Source organism: Notoacmeibacter ruber, assembly GCF_003668555.1.
Lineage (GTDB): Bacteria > Pseudomonadota > Alphaproteobacteria > Rhizobiales > Rhizobiaceae > Notoacmeibacter > Notoacmeibacter ruber.
This window is the reverse complement of the sequence record NZ_RCWN01000001.1, coordinates 1,427,556-1,443,682: the sequence shown is the minus strand read 5'-3', so window position 1 is coordinate 1,443,682 and position 16,127 is coordinate 1,427,556. Positions and strand designations below refer to the sequence as shown.

Here is a 16,127-nt window from a genome sequence, read left to right as displayed (position 1 = left end):
AGGTCCCGCAGGGTAAGGTCAGCGCCAGAGGTCGACAAGTACCTTTTCGCCAGGTTCAGCAGCTGGCGCGTGCGGCGGGCGAACAATGAGCGCGTTGCCGATGGTCATGACGCGGAGGAGGGAGGAATCCTGCGAACCGGCCGGTTCGACCGTCCAGCAGTCGCCATCATAGGAGGCCGAGGCGCGCATGTAATGCTGGCGACCGGAATTGGCCTCGAGATGTGCGGTCAATTGGGCCGCCACTGTCTTCGGTTTGTAAGTGGAGCCCAGAAGCCGGCACAGAAGAGGGCGCAGGAAGAGGTGCGCGCAGACCATGGAGGAGACAGGATTGCCCGGCAGGCCCAGGACGTGAATGCCGTCAAGCCGCCCCACCATGAGGGGCTTTCCGGGCCGCATCGCGATCTTCCAGAAATCAAGGACCATACCAGCGTCGACCATGGCCTTCTGCACCAGATCGTGGTCACCGACCGAAGCTCCTCCCAGCGTCACGATGACGTCGCAGTCCTGCGATTGAGCCTTGTCGATCGCGGCTTGCAGGGCCGCAGGCTTATCAGGCGTAATCCCCAGATCGAGTGCAACGCCGCCCATCTCGCTCACGATTGCGGAGATGCCATACGTGTTGGAAGCGATGATCTGACCGGGAGCGAGGCTTTCGCCGGGCGCTTTCAGTTCGTCGCCCGTGGCGAGAATGGCGACGCGCGGCTTGCGGTGGACGTCGACGGTGGGATGCGAGGCTGCGGCAGCGAGGGAGAGGGCAGCGAAATCAAGTTTCGTTCCGCTTTCCAGCATCAGATCGCCCTCGGAAAAGTCGACGCCGGCAGGCCTTACATGCCGTCCCACCGGTTCCTTTTGGGTCGGTCTGACGGTTTTGTCGTCAATACGTTCGGCATTTTCCTGCATCAGAACCGTATCGGCGCCGTCCGGCATGGTCGCGCCGGTAAAAATCCGCACAGTCTGGCCCGGTTCGACAGAACCAGGGAAGGGGTGTCCGGCGGCCGATTCGCCGATCAGTTCCAAGGGCACGCCATCCGGATCGAGATCAGCAGCCCGCACGGCATAGCCATCCATGGCGGAGCCTTCAAAGGGAGGCTGGGTCCGTTTCGCATGAAGCGGCGATGCAAGAATGCGTCCCACCGCAGCGTCAAGAGCGACCGTCTCGGCAGACAAGGGGGATGCCTGCTTCAGAAGGCGTGAAAGAGCCTCGTCAACCGGGAGCAACGCCATGGATCGTCCTATTCCGTTCGCCAGTCGCCGGATTTGCCTCCGGTCTTTTCAATGAGAGTCACGTCGCCGATTCGCATGCCTTTATCGACGGCTTTGGCCATGTCGTAGATGGTGAGAGCCGTGACGGAAGCTGCAGTCAGCGCCTCCATTTCGACGCCGGTCCTGCCCGTCAATCGTGCGAGCGCACGAATGCGCAAGCCCGGCAAGGATTGATCGGGCTCGATTTCGACGGCGACCTTGGTCAGCATTAGCGGATGGCAGAGGGGAATCAGTTCGTGGGTGCGCTTGGCAGCCATGATGCCGGCAATGCGCGCCGTGCCGATGACATCGCCCTTCTTCGCATCGCCGGCGAGGATGATCCGGAGGGTCTCGGGCTTCATTGTGACGGTGGCACCTGCAACGGCGGTGCGAACTGTCTCCGCCTTGTCGCCGACATCGACCATATTGGCTTCGCCCGATGCGGCCAGATGGGTCAGTTCATCTTCGCTCATACCGTCGCACCTGCCTGAGCGCGGGCGAGCAGTCGTTGCGTCGCCGACGTCACATCGGCTTGACGCATGAGACTCTCACCGACGAGGAAGCATTCGATACCATGGCGCGACAGGCGTGCACAATCATCGGCCGTGGCGATGCCGCTCTCTGCAATTACGATACGGTCGTCAGGAACCATCTCCGCCAGCCGCTCTGATGTTTCGAGAGTGACTTCGAATGTCCGCAGATCGCGATTGTTGACGCCGATAAGAGGCGATGAGAGACGGCGAAGTGCGCGTTCCAATTCGTTTTCATCATGCACTTCGATGAGCGCGGCCATCCCCAATTCATGGGCCGTCTCTTCAAGCGCAAGCGCTTCATCGTCCGAGAGGCTGGCCATGATGATCAGAATGGCGTCGGCCTGCCAACTGCGTGCTTCATAGACCTGATAGGGCTCGAACATGAAGTCCTTGCGCAGCGCCGGCAGCTCGCAGGCCCTCCTCGCCTGGGTCAGATAATCGGGGTGGCCCTGAAAGGAGGGCCGGTCGGTCAGGATCGACAGGCAGGCCGCACCGCCTGCCGCATAAGCCGCGGCGAGGGCGGGCGGATCGAAATCGGGTCGGATGAGGCCCTTGGATGGGCTCGCCTTCTTGATCTCGGCGATGAGGCCGGGGCGACCTTCCGCGATGCGCTTTCGCAAAGCGCCGGCAAAATCACGCGGAGGGGCGGCCTCCATCGCGCGTCGTCTGATTTCGTCGGATGAGATCGAGGCTTTTGCCGCGGCAATTTCCTCGCGTTTATAGACTTCGATCTTCTTCAGGATATCGGTCATGTCTCAGCGCTTTCGCGGTTGGAAACCTCGACCAGCCTGTCGAGAGTTGCCGCGGCCCGTCCTTCATCAATCGACGCTGCGGCGATCTCTGCGCCTTCTCGGAGATCATTTGCCTTGTCTGCGATAACCAGTGCGGCTGCGCTGTTCAGCACCGCAATGTCGCGATAGGCGCTCTTCTCGCCGTCCAGCAGTCTGCGGAGTGCTTCGGCATTATGTTCGGCGTCGCCGCCCTTGAGGTCGGCGGGGTTGCCGCGAGGCAAGCCGGCATCCTCCGGCGTCAGGAGACGCCGCGAGATTTCGCCGTTCTCGAGGATGACGACCTCGGTTTCTCCGGCGGTCGTCAGTTCATCGAGTCCGCTACCGTGGACAATCCAGAGTTTTTCAGAGCCGAGTTCGCGCAAAGCCTTTGCCATCGGTTCGAGCCATTGCGGAGAGAAGACGCCGATCAGTTGACGCCTGACACCCGCTGGATTGGACATCGGTCCGACGAGATTGAAGACCGTGCGTGTGCCGAGCGCCACGCGGCTCGGCCCGACATGGCGCATCGCAGCGTGGTGATTGGGCGCAAACATGAAGCCGATCCCAGCCTCTTTTATGCATTGCGCGATCTCGCCGGCACCGATCTCGATATTGATGCCCAGTGCTGCCAATGTATCGGCCGTGCCTGAGCGACTGGAAAGCGCCCGATTGCCGTGTTTGGCGATCGGTACGCCGCAACCGGCCACGATGAAGGCGGCGGCTGTCGAGACGTTATAGCTGCCCGAGCCGTCCCCCCCTGTGCCGACGATATCGATGGCGTCCGCGGGTGCCTGGACAGGGCTCATCCGTTCGCGCATCGCTCTGACGGCGCCCTCGATTTCGTCTTTGGTTTCACCCCTCAGTCGCAACGCCATGAGAAATGCGCCGATCTGGGCAGGATGCGCTTCGCCATCCATAATGATGGAAAATGCGTTGGAGGCCTCTTTGCGGTCCAGGGGTGCGCCATCGGCCAGTTTGGCGATCAGCGGCTTCATTGCATCAGTCATTGTCGATCCTAGTAACTCAATGCGCGCTGGGCTGCGCCCTGATCGATCTGGGGTGCATAGACTGTCTCGAGGCGATCAACGAGCTGCCGCAGCAGATCATCGCTAACAGCCCGGCTGAATGCCGTCTGCTCGCTGTCGGCCACCGCGCCCGCGCCACTTGCGACAGGACGGAAGACATCGGCGACATGAAAGACGATGTAGGTCTGGCCGTCGGCAGCGCGCACATTGCCCGCCCCATCACTGGGTACGCCGAAGATGGCCTCGACGGCATTGGCTGCGAGCGACTGGTTCTGGCTGTCCCGCTTCAGGTCGGTGACCGTCTGGACGGAAAGGCCGAGTTCACCAGCAATTGCGGCAAGTTCATCGCCTTCGCGAAGCCGTTGTTCCAGTGTCGTGGCCAGTTCGTTGACCGCGCCGCGCGCTTTTTCGGCCTTGTAGGCGGCGAGCGCTTCTTCGCGGACCTCGTCCAGAGGCCGTGAACGAGCAGGGGTGATGCCGTTCACCTCGTAGAAAACGAAGCCGTCGCCCCTGAGGTTCTCTGAGGGGTTCTCCAGCCCTTCATCCGCATCGAAGATGCCGGTCAGAAGGTTCTCAGCCTCCGGGAGGTCGGCCACCGGTTCGCCGTCCTTGCCCGCGCCCTGCGCATCGATCGCTTCGATACGGCGGACCGGCACGCCGATCCGTTCGGCCGCTTCGGTCAAGGTGGCGCCGCCGGCGCGGGCGTCTTCATAGGTGTCGTAAATCGACAGCAGTTCGTTGCGCGCCTGCGACAGGGCAAGTTCTTCGCGGATATCATCAGCGACCTCGTCGAGTGGCGTGGCGGAGGGCGGCGTCACTTCGGTAACACGCAGGATGGCCGGTCCGAACTTGCCCTCCACAATGTCGGTCGTGCCGGGACTCTCAAGCGCAAAGGCCGCATCGGCGATCGCGGGGTCGGCAATGTCCGATTTGGTTACCGAGCCGAGGGTTGCCTGCGAAACGGTGCGTCCCGCATCGGAAAGGAGAACATCATAGTCGGCGCCGCCTTCCAGCTTTGCAAGCGCGGCTTCCGCCGCTTGCATGTCAGGATAGAGAAGCTGCTGCACGGTTCGCTTTTCAGGCTGGCCATAACGGCTCTGGGTCCGTTCATATTCGTCGGCTACTTTTTCGTCGGTAATCGATTCGTGATCCGCGATGGCGGCAGGATCGAGAACGATCAAAGACACATCCCGATATTCCGGTGCATCGAACTGTGCGGCGTTCTGCTCGTACCACTCGGTAAGCTCTTCGTCGCTTGGTGCGGCAGGCTCCGGCAAGGCCTTCGGTGTCAGGCTTATATATTCGGCGTTTCGGCGCTCTCCACGATAGAGGGCAACCGCTGACAGGTAGGTATCGGGAACGTCCGTGCCGTCGGCAATGGCGGCCACGATCTGCTGGCGGACGGCAACTTGAGACTGGCTGCGGAGATAATCTTCTGGCCGCATGCCGACTTCGCGCAGGACTGCGTTGAATGTGCCACGATCGAAACGCCCGTCGGGGCCGCGGAATGTCGGATCGGATCCGGCGATCTGGGCAAGGCGCTGACGCGAAAGACCGAGGCCGAGATCCTGGGCCTGGGCATCGAGCAATGTTCCAGAGACCAACTCGGCGAGAGCCTGGTTGTCGACCCCGAGCGAGCGCGCCTGTTCACGCGTGATCCGCTGGCCGAACTGTCGGGACAGCGTCAGGATTCTTCTGTCATAGGCCAGACGGTAATCGGTGGTGGAGGCAGACGCATCGCCGGCGACAACGACCTTGTCTCCAAAGCCGCCGGCGACCTGGCCGGAAATCCCCCAGACGGCAAAACTGGCAACGAGGAGGAGTAGCAGGAGCTTGGCGACCCAGGTCCCGGCCGCGTGGCGGAGCATTTGAAGCATGAAAACCGTCTTGTCTGGTCGTTTCTGTTCGGGCCGGTTTACGGTCTCGGCGGTGATGGATCAAGGCATAGAACTTCGCCTTTGACGCGTGATCGACTCATGGAGTTTCGATTGCAACGGCGCGGCAATTGCTTCAAGAAGGCGCCCGATCTGCCACGCAATGCGCAAAGGAACGCCAAATGCCTTCTTCTATCCGCCCTCTTGTCGCAGGTAACTGGAAGATGAACGGCCTTGCTGCTCATCTGTCGGAGCTTCAAACGATGGCGACGGGCTTTGAAGACGCTTCGGGCGGTGCGGCCGAGGCACTCATCTGCGTGCCCGCGACCCTCATAGACCGCGCGGTCAAGAGCGTCGCAGGAAGCGATTTCGCGATTGGCGCTGAGGACTGCCATGTTGAAGAGAAGGGCGCCCACACCGGCGATATCTCCGCCGAGATGATTGCCGATTGCGGGGCAAGCTACGTTATCGTTGGCCACTCCGAACGCAGGACCAATCATGGCGAGGACGACGCGACGGTGGCGCAAAAGGCGAAGGCGGGCTGGCGCGCTGGCCTGACTGCCATTATCTGCGTCGGCGAAACGGAAGCGCAGCGGAAGGCCGGCGAAACGCTCGACATATTGGAAAGGCAGATTGCGGGCTCGGTTCCGGCTGAGGCAAATGCCGAAAACACGGTGGTGGCGTATGAGCCGGTATGGGCGATCGGAACCGGACTGACCCCGACGGTGGAGGATGTCGCTGAAGCGCATACTCATATCAGATCGCGGCTCGTTGAAGCGTTGGGTGAGGCCGGCCAGTCCGTCCGCATCCTTTACGGCGGCTCGGTCAAGCCAGCCAACGCGGCGGAACTGATGGCGGTCCAAAACGTCAACGGCGCGCTGATCGGCGGGGCAAGCCTGAAGGCCGATGATTTTCTCGGTATCGCGGCGGTTTACTCCGGCTGAGCGATCCGGGGTTGGAACAGAAGTGAATTGGCGCTAGAAGCGCGGCGCTCAGGCGCGGCCTGTGCCAACATCAATAGCGGAATCTCATGTCTACGGTCCTTATCGTCATTCATCTCATCATCGTCGTCGCCCTATGCGGGATCGTGCTGATCCAGCGGTCGGAGGGCGGTGGACTCGGTATTGGCGGCGGATCCGGCTTCATGAGCGCCCGGGGAACCGCAAATACGCTGACGCGGACCACGGCCATTTTGGCTGCGCTTTTCTTCGCGACCTCGCTAGGGCTGTCCCTTCTGGCCCGCTATGGCGAGCGGCCAACCGATATTCTGGACCAGATCCCGCAGAGCCAGACGACCGAGGAGGGCGGCAACCTTCTCGATCAGCTGGGGGGAGGCGTTTCCAGCCCAGCCGACGATCAGCCGGCCGCGCCCGATACCTCCGTTCCTGGTGGCGATGCGGCGCCGGCTGGCGGGACCGACGCTCCGGCCCCGGCTGCGGAACCTGCTGCACCCGCGGATAACGAGCCTTCGGTGCCATCAGGCGGATAGGGCGTATCTCTGTCCGTTTTTATACGGCGGGTTCGTAGGAAATTCGACTTCTTGGCCGGTCCGTCCGGTTTGCGGCCATGCCGTATTTCACTTTGGCCATCGCTGCCGCGCAAAGATGTGTGAAGCAGCGATTGAGCTCTTTCGGAATCGCAACGAACGAGTTAGACCCATAAACCCATGGCGCGGTATATTTTCATCACTGGCGGCGTGGTCTCCTCGCTTGGAAAAGGTATAGCAGCGGCTGCTTTGGCAGCGCTTCTCCAGGCGCGTGGCTACAGAGTCCGCATTCGCAAGCTCGACCCTTATCTGAACGTCGATCCGGGTACGATGAGTCCCTATCAGCACGGCGAGGTCTTCGTGACTGATGACGGGGCCGAGACCGATCTCGATCTTGGGCATTACGAGCGGTTCACGGGCCGGTCGGCGACTCAGGATGACAACATCACCACGGGCCGCATCTACAAGAACATCATCGATAAGGAACGGCGAGGCGACTATCTTGGGGCCACCGTTCAGGTCATTCCGCACGTGACGAACGAGATCAAGGACTTCGTTCTGTCCGGGAATGACGACTATGATTTCGTTCTCTGCGAGATCGGCGGTACGGTCGGCGATATTGAAGCGATGCCGTTTCTCGAAGCGATCCGCCAGCTCGGCAACGATCTGCCGCGCGGCAACGCGATCTATGTTCATCTCACTCTGATGCCGTGGATTCCCGCGGCGGGCGAACTGAAAACCAAACCGACCCAGCACTCCGTCAAGGAGTTGCGCTCGATCGGTATCGCGCCGGATATTCTTCTCGTGCGCGCCGACAGGGCTATTCCGTCGGAGGAGCGCCGCAAGCTGTCGCTGTTCTGCAATGTGCGGGAGAGTGCGGTCATTCAGGCTCTGGACGTCGCTAATATTTATGACGTGCCCATGGCCTATCACAGCGAAGGGCTGGACGAGGAAGTTCTCGCGGCCTTTGGCATCGACCCGGCACCAAAACCGCGTATGGAGCGGTGGGAAGAGGTGACCCGTCGGATCCATAATCCGGAAGGTGAAGTCACGATTGCCGTGGTCGGCAAATATACAGGCCTGAAGGACGCCTACAAATCGCTGATCGAGGCGTTGAATCATGGCGGCATGGCCAATCGCGTGAAGGTCAATCTCGACTGGATCGAGTCGGAGATTTTCGAGAGCGAAGACCCGACGCCCTATCTGGAGAAGGTCAACGGCATCATCGTTCCCGGAGCGTTTGGGGAGCGCGGCGCGGAAGGCAAGATTGCGGCCGTGCAATTCGCCCGCGAACGGAAAGTGCCTTACTTCGGAATCTGTTTCGGCATGCAGATGGCGTGCATCGAAGCTGCTCGCAATTTGGCTGGCATCGAGAAAGCCTCGTCGACGGAATTCGGGCCGACGGATCAGCCCGTGGTCGGTCTGATGACCGAATGGTTGCGCGGCAATATGCTGGAGAAACGCAAGGCAAGTGGCGATCTCGGCGGGACGATGCGTCTCGGCGCTTATAAGTCGAAGCTGGCCGATGATTCCAGAATCTCCGGGATCTACGGTTCGGAAACGATCAGCGAACGTCACCGCCATCGCTATGAAGTGAACATCGATTATCGTGAACGGCTGGAAGAGGCCGGGCTCTGCTTTGCTGGCATGAGCCCTGACGGCGTCCTGCCGGAAACCGTCGAGTACCCCGATCATCCGTGGTTCATCGGCGTTCAGTACCATCCTGAGTTGAAAAGCCGTCCATTCGAGCCGCATCCGCTTTTTGCGAGCTTTATTGAGGCAGCCGTGGAAAACAGCCGTTTAGTATAGGGAATCGCTCAAGTTTTTCGTTTCGTCCCTTGCCCCCTTCTCGCTTTAATATAATTTGAGGAGCGGGGCGCGCTGGGGAGACGAAGAATGGTCGGTTGGGTCGTTTTCGCCGCAGTTGCGGCTGTGATCTTATATGTCATCATCATCTATAACGGCCTAGTGAAGGCCCGGCAGATGGTGAAGGAAGCCTGGAGCGGGATCGACGTTCAATTGAAGAGGCGTGCGGACCTGATTCCGAACCTCGTCAACACGGTTCAAGGCTACGCCGCGCATGAAAACGAGACGCTGGAACGCGTCACCGAATTAAGAACGCGAGCGTCGAACGTGCCCGCCGAAGACGTTGAGCAGCGGGCGGCCGTGGAATCAATGCTCAGCCAGGCCGTGGGGCGTCTTCTTGCTGTCGCGGAAGCCTATCCGGATCTCAAGGCGAGCGAGAATTATCGTGAACTGCAGGATTCGCTGCAGGAAATCGAGGCCGAAATCCAGATGGCTCGCCGGTACTACAATGGCGCTGCTCGCGAGCTTAATGTGAGGGTGGAGAGCTTCCCTTCCAATCTCGTGGCCGGTCCGTTCGGCTTCGAGCAAGCGAGCTATTTCGAGGTGGATTCTGCCGCTGATAGGGCTGTTCCGAAGGTCCAATTCGACCCCGCGGGCTAGTCCATGATCCACCCTTTACCCCTCAGACGTTCCCTTGGCGGGCTGGGTTTCGCTCTACTCCTCTTCTTGCACTTTGTTCCGGACGCTTTTGGCGACGAACGGATACTTGATTACGAGAGTGCTATTCAGGTCGCCGCGGACGGTCGGTTGACGGTCCGAGAGACGATAACGGTCGATGCGGAAGGGGACGAGATCCGGCGCGGTATCTACCGCGACTTTGCGCGATATCAGATGAGTTCCGAAGGCCGGCGGCAGTTGGTCGCGTTCGACATTTTGTCTGTCACGCGTGATGGCGAAACCGAAGATTACAAGCTGGAAAGCGCTTCTGGCGGCAGCCGCCTTCGCATCGGTGATCCTGACCATTTCCTTGTGCCGGGCCGCCATATCTATCAGATCCGTTATCAGACTGATCGACAGGTTCGATTCTTCGACGATCACGACGAGTTGCTGTGGAACGTGACCGGCACGGAATGGGCGTTCCCCATCGATAAAGCGCGCGCCACGATTACGCTCCCCAGCGGAGAGATATCGAACACCGTCGTCTACACCGGTGCTTATGGAGAAACAGCTCAGGATGCGGTCGCCTCGTTGATGGACGATAGCAGGACCGCCAGCTTCCGAACAACGGCTCCTCTGGCGGCAGGCGAAGGGCTGACCGTCGGTATCGCGTTTCCCAAAAACATCGTGAGTCCCCCGGACGCGTACGAGGTCGGAAGATGGTTCCTGAGAGACCATCTCGGGACACTCATTCTCGCCATCGGGACGCTACTGGTCGGTGCTTATTATTTCTGGATTTGGCGTCGTGTCGGACGTGACCCTGAAAAAGGGATCATGGTGCCACGCTGGGATCCGCCCGCGGATCTTTCACCGGCGCTTGTCACCTATATCGAGGAGCGTTCGGCCCAAAACAATCGGATGATAAGCGCAGCCCTGCTTTCCCTGGCGATCAAAGGACTCGTGCGGCTTGACGACGTTCGGGACGATTTGCGGATCGTGCCGACCACAAGGCTGCGTGGCCAGGCAAGCGCCGCCCTGCCGGTGGGCGAGGCTGTGCTGGCGCGTTCACTCCTTCCCTATCAGGAGGGATTGACGCTCGACAAGGAAAACGGCCAGCCGGTCCGTGAGATGGTCAAGGCGCTGCGCCGCGTCATGGTGAAGGAGCATCGCGATACGTATTATCGGAGCAATGCCGGCTGGACCATCCTCGGCATCGTTCTGAGTGCTCTCGTTCTGATCGCAGCATTCGCAGCCGGTGCTTTGCCGCTTGAAATCCTGCCAATCGGTCTTCCGCTGGTTTTGGGTTCGATAATCATTTCGATCTTCGTAGCGAACAGTTTCCGTTCGAACGGCGCTGGCCTTCCAAGACGTATATTCAATGTGCTCTTCGCGGGCCTGTTCGCATTCGGTTTTCTGTCGGGCGTCGTCGGAGCGGCGATCGAGATTCTCGCCAATATGACGCTTGATTGGTCGATCGTCGCGCTCGGAGCGCTGATCATGGTCAACATACTCTTTGTGATGATCATGGGTGCTCCGACCCCCTTGGGTCGAAAGAAGATGGATGAGATCGAGGGGCTCAGAACGTACATCGAACTCGCGGAAGCGGACCGGATGAACCTGCGCGGCGCACCGGCCATGTCGCCAAGCCACTATGAGAGCTTGTTGCCCTACGCTGTCGCGCTTGATCTGGAAAAGCCGTGGAATACAACATTTCGGTCCTGGCTCGCGGCAAGCGCGGCTGCGGGTGGAGCCTATGTCAGTCATTGGGCGCCTGGCTGGTATGACGGCCCGGGTGAAAGGATCGGCTGGACCGACAGCATGGCGGATATCGGCGATCGGATGGGGGGCGCTGTCACATCCGCGATGCCGACCCCATCCTCGTCCTCCTCCGGCTTCTCCAGTGGCGGTGGATTTTCCGGCGGCGGAGGCGGCGGGGGAGGTGGAGGCGGCTGGTAATAGCCTTCGGTGCTTCCCAAGCCGCTCCCAGCCCGCTATGGCCGCGCCATGAAAACCGATCTCTTCGATTTCGACCTGCCCGAGCACGCGATTGCGCTGCGTCCTGCGGAACCGCGGGAAGCCGCGCGGCTTCTGGAAGTGCGGCCGGGTGCGCCCGACGCCCTGAACGATGCACGGATAAAGGATCTGCCGGATATCCTCCGGCCGGGAGATGCGCTCGTCTTTAACGACACAAAGGTCATCCCGGCCCAGCTCGAGGGTGTCAGGCAGAGAGAAGGGGCTCTGCCCGCGCGTATCTCTGCCACGCTTCACATGCGGCTCGATTTGGCGCGCTGGAAGGCATTCGTGCGCGGGGCGAAAAAGCTTCAGCCGGGTGATCGGATCCTGTTCGGCTCGGCGCAAAGTGCCGATCCGTCGGGCGTGTTGTCGGCGGCGGTCGAAGAGAAGGGGGACGGTGGAGAAACCACCCTGGTCTTCGACCTTTCGGGAGCGGCGCTCGATGAGGCGCTTCATGCTTTGGGTGAGGTTCCTTTGCCGCCCTATATCTCCGGCAAGAGGACGGCGGATGAACGCGATCGTGCTGATTATCAGACGATCTATGCGCGTGAAAACGGGGCCGTGGCAGCACCGACGGCGGGGTTGCACTTTACGGACGCCATGATGGAGCGCCTTGATAGTGCTGGCATCGAGCGGCATTTCGTGACGCTGCACGTCGGGGCCGGGACCTTTCTGCCGGTGAAGGTGGAAAATACGAACGATCATGTGATGCATTCCGAACGTGGCACGCTGAGCGGCGAAACCGCCGAGGCGCTCAACCGCGTACGAGCCAATGGCGGGCGTGTCGTTGCCGTCGGAACCACATCGCTCAGACTGCTGGAGAGTGCGGCGGATGAAGCTGGCCAGCTATCGGCATGGTCCGGAGCTACCGATATTTTCATCACGCCCGGCTACCGTTTTCGCGTCATCGACGTGTTGATGACGAATTTTCATCTGCCGCGCTCGACGCTCTTCATGCTTGTCAGCGCCTTTAGTGGCCTCGACACGATGCAGGCCGCCTACAGCCACGCCATTGCGGAAGGGTATCGCTTCTATTCCTACGGCGATGCGTGCCTCCTTTTCCGGAAAGATATCTGATGAATCTTGATCGCGAACAGACACCTTCGGGGCAATTTTTCTTTACGAAGCTCGCGGAAGACGGCGCCGCCCGTCGCGGCCGGATCGACATGCCGCGCGGGTCGATCCGCACGCCTGCCTTCATGCCGGTCGGGACGGCCGGCACCGTCAAGGCAATGTATCTCGATCAGGTCCGGGATCTCGGCGCGGACATCATTCTCGGCAACACCTATCATCTGATGCTGCGTCCGGGCGCGGAGCGCGTGGCCCGGCTCGGCGGACTACATGATTTTGCGCGTTGGCCCTATCCGATCCTGACCGATAGCGGCGGCTTTCAGGTGATGAGCCTGTCGGGGTTGCGAAAGATCACGGAAGAAGGCGTGACCTTTCAGAGCCATGTCGATGGGACGAAACACTTCATGTCTCCGGAGCGGTCGATCGAGATTCAGGGGCTTTTGGATTCCGATATCCAGATGCAGCTTGACGAGTGCATCGCGTTGCCCGCCGAAGAAAAAGAAATCGGCCGTGCCATGGAACTGTCGCTACGCTGGGCCGAGCGTTGCAAAGCGGCGTTTGGTGATCAGCCGGGCAAGGCGATGTTCGGTATCATTCAGGGTGGGGATAATGCTCGTCTGAGGATCGAATCTGCGGAGGCATTGGCTGCTCTCGACCTGAAGGGCTATGCGATTGGCGGCTTGGCGGTTGGCGAGCCGCAGAACGTGATGTTCGACATGATCGAAACCGTCATTCCGTCCATGCCGAAGGACAGACCGCGCTATCTAATGGGCGTCGGTACGCCCGATGATATTCTTGGCTCCGTTCAACGCGGGGTCGACATGTTCGACTGCGTTATGCCGACGCGCGCCGGGCGCCACGGCCTCGCTTTCACCCGCCATGGCAAGATCAATCTGAAGAACGCCCGCCATGCGGAAGATGACAGGCCGCTCGATGAGGAGAGTGACTGCGCGGCGGCGCGCGATTACAGCCGCGCCTATCTGCACCATCTGGTTCGTGCCGGCGAACCGCTGGCAGGGATGCTGCTGACCTGGAACAATCTGGCCTATTACCAGCAGCTCATGGCCGGCATCAGGGCCGCGATCTCCGAAGCGCGGCTTCAGGAGCATGCCGAAAAAGTACGCGCAGCCTGGGCGAAGGGCGACTTGCCGCCCCGCAGTTGAGCACCAGTTTCATTGCAACCCGACAGGACACGCTAATCGGCTGTTGCATGGAGTGCCTATGAGATCTGTCTATCTCTACCTGATCGCGCTTGTGATCTTTTTCGTCATCGACTTCGTTTGGCTCGGTTTCGTTGCCAAGAATTTCTATGCCGAGCGGATGGGCTCCATCATGCGCGATAGCCCGAAATTAGGCGTCGCGGCCGTTTTCTATGCCGTTTATGTGATCGGTCTGGTCTATTTCGCCATTTCGCCGGCTATGAGCGGAGCCGGCTGGACGCAGGCCGCCTTGAACGGCGCTCTTTTTGGCTTCTTCGCCTATCTCACTTATGATGCGACGAGCTATTCGGTCCTTGAGGGTTACGATCCGGTGGTTGCCGTGGTGGATACGATCTGGGGGGCGATCATTTCCGGCTTCACCGCCGCAGCCACGGTCTGGATCGCAAACGCGATCTGGGACGGGGCAGGGGGGTAACGGCTACACGCCGAAACTTTTCATTCCCTGAAGCGACACACCGCTGATCTGCCACGAGCCGTCTTCCTGAAGTTCTAGTGTGTAGAGCGCTTTCCAGAGCTTTCCCTCCGGACCGACAATGATCACTTCCTGGGCGACAGAGCTGGCGGTAAGAGGAATCGAGCGGCCCATGGACCAGCTCTTGGGTCGGCGGACCTGCGGATAACCGCCCTCAACCATGGCCATGAAACCTTCGAGCGTCGGGAAGAACCGCTTTATGTTGGGTGCCGCGTGAGAGTAGGCCTCGGCATCATCGCCAGACTGGAAGGACTGCAATTGTTGATCGACGGTGGATTGCCAGGGTGAAAGCTCGTCTGCCGAGGCGCCGGCAACGCCGTACGCGGCTGTTAGAACAAGGGCGAAAAGAAATTGGCGAGTTGGATACATGGCGGCCTCCGGCGCTGCACGACCCTTACGTGACGTACCAAAGTCCCAAAGAGTTGCAGTCCGGCGCGTTCTTGCTTCTTTACGTCTGTCGGGAAAGGCCGTTAGGAAGATGCGTTATCGCCAGCACCCCTGCCAGAGGATGATCCTGCCATGACCGAGGAAGAACTGGTCTCTGAGGAGAACCAGGACAGCTCGATCTACACCGAGACGGGTGCTGTTCGCCAGGATTTCCTGGCGGCTATCGCTGCGGCTGTCGAGGATACGGACGAAGATTGGCTGAAGGAGCAACTCAGCCATCTTCACAGCTCCGAACTCGGCGATGTGATCGAAGCCCTGCCGCCAGAACAGCGTATTGCTGTGGTGGCGATGATGAAGGCGGATTTCGACTTTGCCGCGCTAACGGAAGTCGACGAAGCGATCCGGCTGGAGATCGTCGATCAACTGCCCAACAATCAGATCGCGCTGGCTGTTCAGGAGCTGGACTCCGACGATGCGGTCTACATTCTCGAGGATCTCGAGCCTGAGGATCAGGAAGAGATTCTTGGGCAGCTGCCCTTTACCGAGCGTATCCGGTTGCGCCGCTCTCTGGACTATCCAGAGGAGACGGCTGGCCGCCGCATGGCGACCGAGTTTGTGGCGGTGCCGCCGTTCTGGACCGTCGGACAGACGATCGACTACATGCGCGAGGACAAGGAACTTCCCGAAACGTTTAGCCAGATCTTCGTAATCGATCCCGGCTTTCGGCTTCTGGGCGCGGTCGATCTGGATCGTATTCTGCGTACGCAGCGTGCCGAGAAGATCGAGACGGTCATGCACGAGACGCGTCATGCCATTCCGGTCGAAATGGACCAGGAGGAGGCGGCACAGCTTTTCGAGCGCTATGACCTACTCTCCGCCGCCGTGGTTGATGAAAACGACAGGCTCGTCGGCGTTCTGACCATCGATGACGTGGTCGATGTGATTCAGGAAGAGGCGGAAGAAGACATCAAGGCGCTGGGCGGCGTCGGCGACGAGGAACTTTCCGATACGACCGTGGAGATCGCGCGGTCACGCTTTATCTGGCTGTTGATGAACCTCGGAACGGCCGTGCTGGCTTCGCTGGTCATCGGCCTTTTCGATGCCACGATCGAACAGATGGTCGCACTTGCTGTTCTCATGCCAATTGTTGCCTCGATGGGCGGTAATGCCGCCACGCAAACCATGACGGTGGCCGTGCGAGCGCTCGCGACACGCGATATCGATATCTACAATGCCGCGAGGATCATCCGGCGCGAGACGCTGGTCGGGCTCCTCAATGGAGTCATGTTTGCTGCGCTGATCGGTCTGGTCGCCGGTTTCTGGTTCGACAATCCGTCGCTTGGCGGCGTCATTGCGGCAGCCATGGTGATCAACATGCTTGCTGCGGCCCTTGCGGGAATTCTGATTCCACTGGTTCTCGACAAGATTGGTGCCGACCCGGCTATCGCTTCCGGAGTCTTTGTCACCACAGTCACTGATATTGTCGGCTTTTTCGCATTTCTCGGCCTTGCTGCCTGGTGGTTCGACCTGCTGTGAGCAAACCGCAGAAAGATGCTCGCGTAAATTGACTT

The 16,127-nt window shown here is 60.2% G+C and carries 15 protein-coding genes; 9 read left to right on the top strand and 6 right to left on the bottom strand.

Features of this window, described 5'->3' with window-relative positions; genetic code table 11:
• Positions 1–18 precede the first annotated feature (18 nt).
• From D8780_RS06830 to D8780_RS06810, 5 genes are read right to left on the bottom strand one after another with little or no spacing between them, the layout of a single operon-like run.
• Complete coding sequence (locus tag D8780_RS06830; RefSeq protein ID WP_121644927.1) at positions 19–1,224, bottom strand: molybdopterin molybdotransferase MoeA; 1,206 nt, start codon at positions 1,222–1,224, stop codon at positions 19–21.
• A gap of 8 nt (positions 1,225–1,232) precedes the next feature.
• Positions 1,233–1,715, bottom strand: coding sequence for a cyclic pyranopterin monophosphate synthase MoaC (gene moaC / locus D8780_RS06825; protein ID WP_121644926.1), 483 nt, complete (start codon positions 1,713–1,715; stop codon positions 1,233–1,235).
• Positions 1,712–2,527, bottom strand: coding sequence for an indole-3-glycerol phosphate synthase TrpC (gene trpC, locus D8780_RS06820; RefSeq protein ID WP_121644925.1), 816 nt, complete (start codon positions 2,525–2,527; stop codon positions 1,712–1,714). Before trpC ends, moaC begins: the two co-directional genes overlap by 4 nt.
• Positions 2,524–3,552, bottom strand: coding sequence for an anthranilate phosphoribosyltransferase (gene trpD / locus D8780_RS06815; protein WP_121644924.1), 1,029 nt, complete (start codon positions 3,550–3,552; stop codon positions 2,524–2,526). Before trpD ends, trpC begins: the two co-directional genes overlap by 4 nt.
• An 8-nt stretch (positions 3,553–3,560) precedes the next feature.
• Positions 3,561–5,447, bottom strand: a complete 1,887-nt coding sequence (locus D8780_RS06810; protein WP_121644923.1) for a SurA N-terminal domain-containing protein — start codon at positions 5,445–5,447, stop codon at positions 3,561–3,563.
• 179 nt (positions 5,448–5,626) lie between these two features.
• Between D8780_RS06810 and tpiA the strand changes: the two genes are divergently transcribed.
• The 8 genes from tpiA to D8780_RS06770 all read left to right on the top strand — a co-directional run bounded on the left by tpiA (position 5,627) and on the right by D8780_RS06770 (position 14,112).
• Positions 5,627–6,388, top strand: a complete 762-nt coding sequence (gene tpiA, locus D8780_RS06805; protein ID WP_121644922.1) for a triose-phosphate isomerase — start codon at positions 5,627–5,629, stop codon at positions 6,386–6,388.
• An 86-nt stretch (positions 6,389–6,474) separates the two neighbouring features.
• Positions 6,475–6,933 (top strand): preprotein translocase subunit SecG, encoded by a 459-nt coding sequence (secG, locus tag D8780_RS06800; protein ID WP_121644921.1) that lies wholly within the window; start codon positions 6,475–6,477, stop codon positions 6,931–6,933.
• 177 nt (positions 6,934–7,110) lie between these two features.
• On the top strand, positions 7,111–8,739 hold the full coding sequence (locus D8780_RS06795; RefSeq protein WP_121644920.1) for a CTP synthase: 1,629 nt from the start codon (positions 7,111–7,113) through the stop codon (positions 8,737–8,739).
• Positions 8,740–8,826: 87 nt separating this feature from the next.
• A complete protein-coding gene (locus D8780_RS06790) occupies positions 8,827–9,396 on the top strand; it encodes a LemA family protein (RefSeq protein WP_121644919.1) in 570 nt (189 codons plus the stop codon).
• Positions 9,397–9,399: 3 nt separating this feature from the next.
• Entirely contained in the window at positions 9,400–11,349 is a 1,950-nt protein-coding gene (locus D8780_RS06785; RefSeq protein WP_121644918.1) for a DUF2207 domain-containing protein, read from the top strand.
• A gap of 48 nt (positions 11,350–11,397) precedes the next feature.
• Positions 11,398–12,483, top strand: coding sequence for a tRNA preQ1(34) S-adenosylmethionine ribosyltransferase-isomerase QueA (gene queA, locus D8780_RS06780; protein ID WP_121646420.1), 1,086 nt, complete (start codon positions 11,398–11,400; stop codon positions 12,481–12,483).
• Positions 12,483–13,640 carry a tRNA guanosine(34) transglycosylase Tgt gene (gene tgt, locus D8780_RS06775; protein ID WP_121644917.1) on the top strand — a complete coding sequence of 386 codons (1,158 nt, stop codon included), beginning with the start codon at positions 12,483–12,485 and terminating at the stop codon, positions 13,638–13,640. The genes queA and tgt overlap by 1 nt, the downstream gene beginning before the upstream one ends.
• A gap of 58 nt (positions 13,641–13,698) precedes the next feature.
• On the top strand, positions 13,699–14,112 hold the full coding sequence (locus D8780_RS06770; RefSeq protein ID WP_121644916.1) for a DUF2177 family protein: 414 nt from the start codon (positions 13,699–13,701) through the stop codon (positions 14,110–14,112).
• A gap of 3 nt (positions 14,113–14,115) precedes the next feature.
• Here the strand turns inward: D8780_RS06770 and D8780_RS06765 are convergent, their stop codons facing one another.
• A complete protein-coding gene (locus D8780_RS06765) occupies positions 14,116–14,538 on the bottom strand; it encodes a DUF4864 domain-containing protein (RefSeq protein WP_121644915.1) in 423 nt (140 codons plus the stop codon).
• A gap of 150 nt (positions 14,539–14,688) precedes the next feature.
• On the opposite strand from D8780_RS06765, the gene mgtE reads away from it, so the two are divergent.
• Positions 14,689–16,092, top strand: a complete 1,404-nt coding sequence (mgtE, locus tag D8780_RS06760) for a magnesium transporter (RefSeq protein WP_121644914.1) — start codon at positions 14,689–14,691, stop codon at positions 16,090–16,092.
• Positions 16,093–16,127 lie beyond the last annotated feature (35 nt).

Bases quoted from the DNA above. Each gene is read 5' to 3' on its own strand.
- D8780_RS06830 (WP_121644927.1), bottom strand. From the start codon at position 1,224: ATGGCGTTGCTCCCGGTTGACGAGGCTCTTTCACGCCTTCTGAAGCAG.
- moaC (WP_121644926.1), bottom strand. From the start codon at position 1,715: ATGAGCGAAGATGAACTGACCCATCTGGCCGCATCGGGCGAAGCCAAT.
- trpC (WP_121644925.1), bottom strand. From the start codon at position 2,527: ATGACCGATATCCTGAAGAAGATCGAAGTCTATAAACGCGAGGAAATT.
- trpD (WP_121644924.1), bottom strand. From the start codon at position 3,552: ATGACTGATGCAATGAAGCCGCTGATCGCCAAACTGGCCGATGGCGCA.
- D8780_RS06810 (WP_121644923.1), bottom strand. From the start codon at position 5,447: ATGCTTCAAATGCTCCGCCACGCGGCCGGGACCTGGGTCGCCAAGCTC.
- tpiA (WP_121644922.1), top strand. From the start codon at position 5,627: ATGCCTTCTTCTATCCGCCCTCTTGTCGCAGGTAACTGGAAGATGAAC.
- secG (WP_121644921.1), top strand. From the start codon at position 6,475: ATGTCTACGGTCCTTATCGTCATTCATCTCATCATCGTCGTCGCCCTA.
- D8780_RS06795 (WP_121644920.1), top strand. From the start codon at position 7,111: ATGGCGCGGTATATTTTCATCACTGGCGGCGTGGTCTCCTCGCTTGGA.
- D8780_RS06790 (WP_121644919.1), top strand. From the start codon at position 8,827: ATGGTCGGTTGGGTCGTTTTCGCCGCAGTTGCGGCTGTGATCTTATAT.
- D8780_RS06785 (WP_121644918.1), top strand. From the start codon at position 9,400: ATGATCCACCCTTTACCCCTCAGACGTTCCCTTGGCGGGCTGGGTTTC.
- queA (WP_121646420.1), top strand. From the start codon at position 11,398: ATGAAAACCGATCTCTTCGATTTCGACCTGCCCGAGCACGCGATTGCG.
- tgt (WP_121644917.1), top strand. From the start codon at position 12,483: ATGAATCTTGATCGCGAACAGACACCTTCGGGGCAATTTTTCTTTACG.
- D8780_RS06770 (WP_121644916.1), top strand. From the start codon at position 13,699: ATGAGATCTGTCTATCTCTACCTGATCGCGCTTGTGATCTTTTTCGTC.
- D8780_RS06765 (WP_121644915.1), bottom strand. From the start codon at position 14,538: ATGTATCCAACTCGCCAATTTCTTTTCGCCCTTGTTCTAACAGCCGCG.
- mgtE (WP_121644914.1), top strand. From the start codon at position 14,689: ATGACCGAGGAAGAACTGGTCTCTGAGGAGAACCAGGACAGCTCGATC.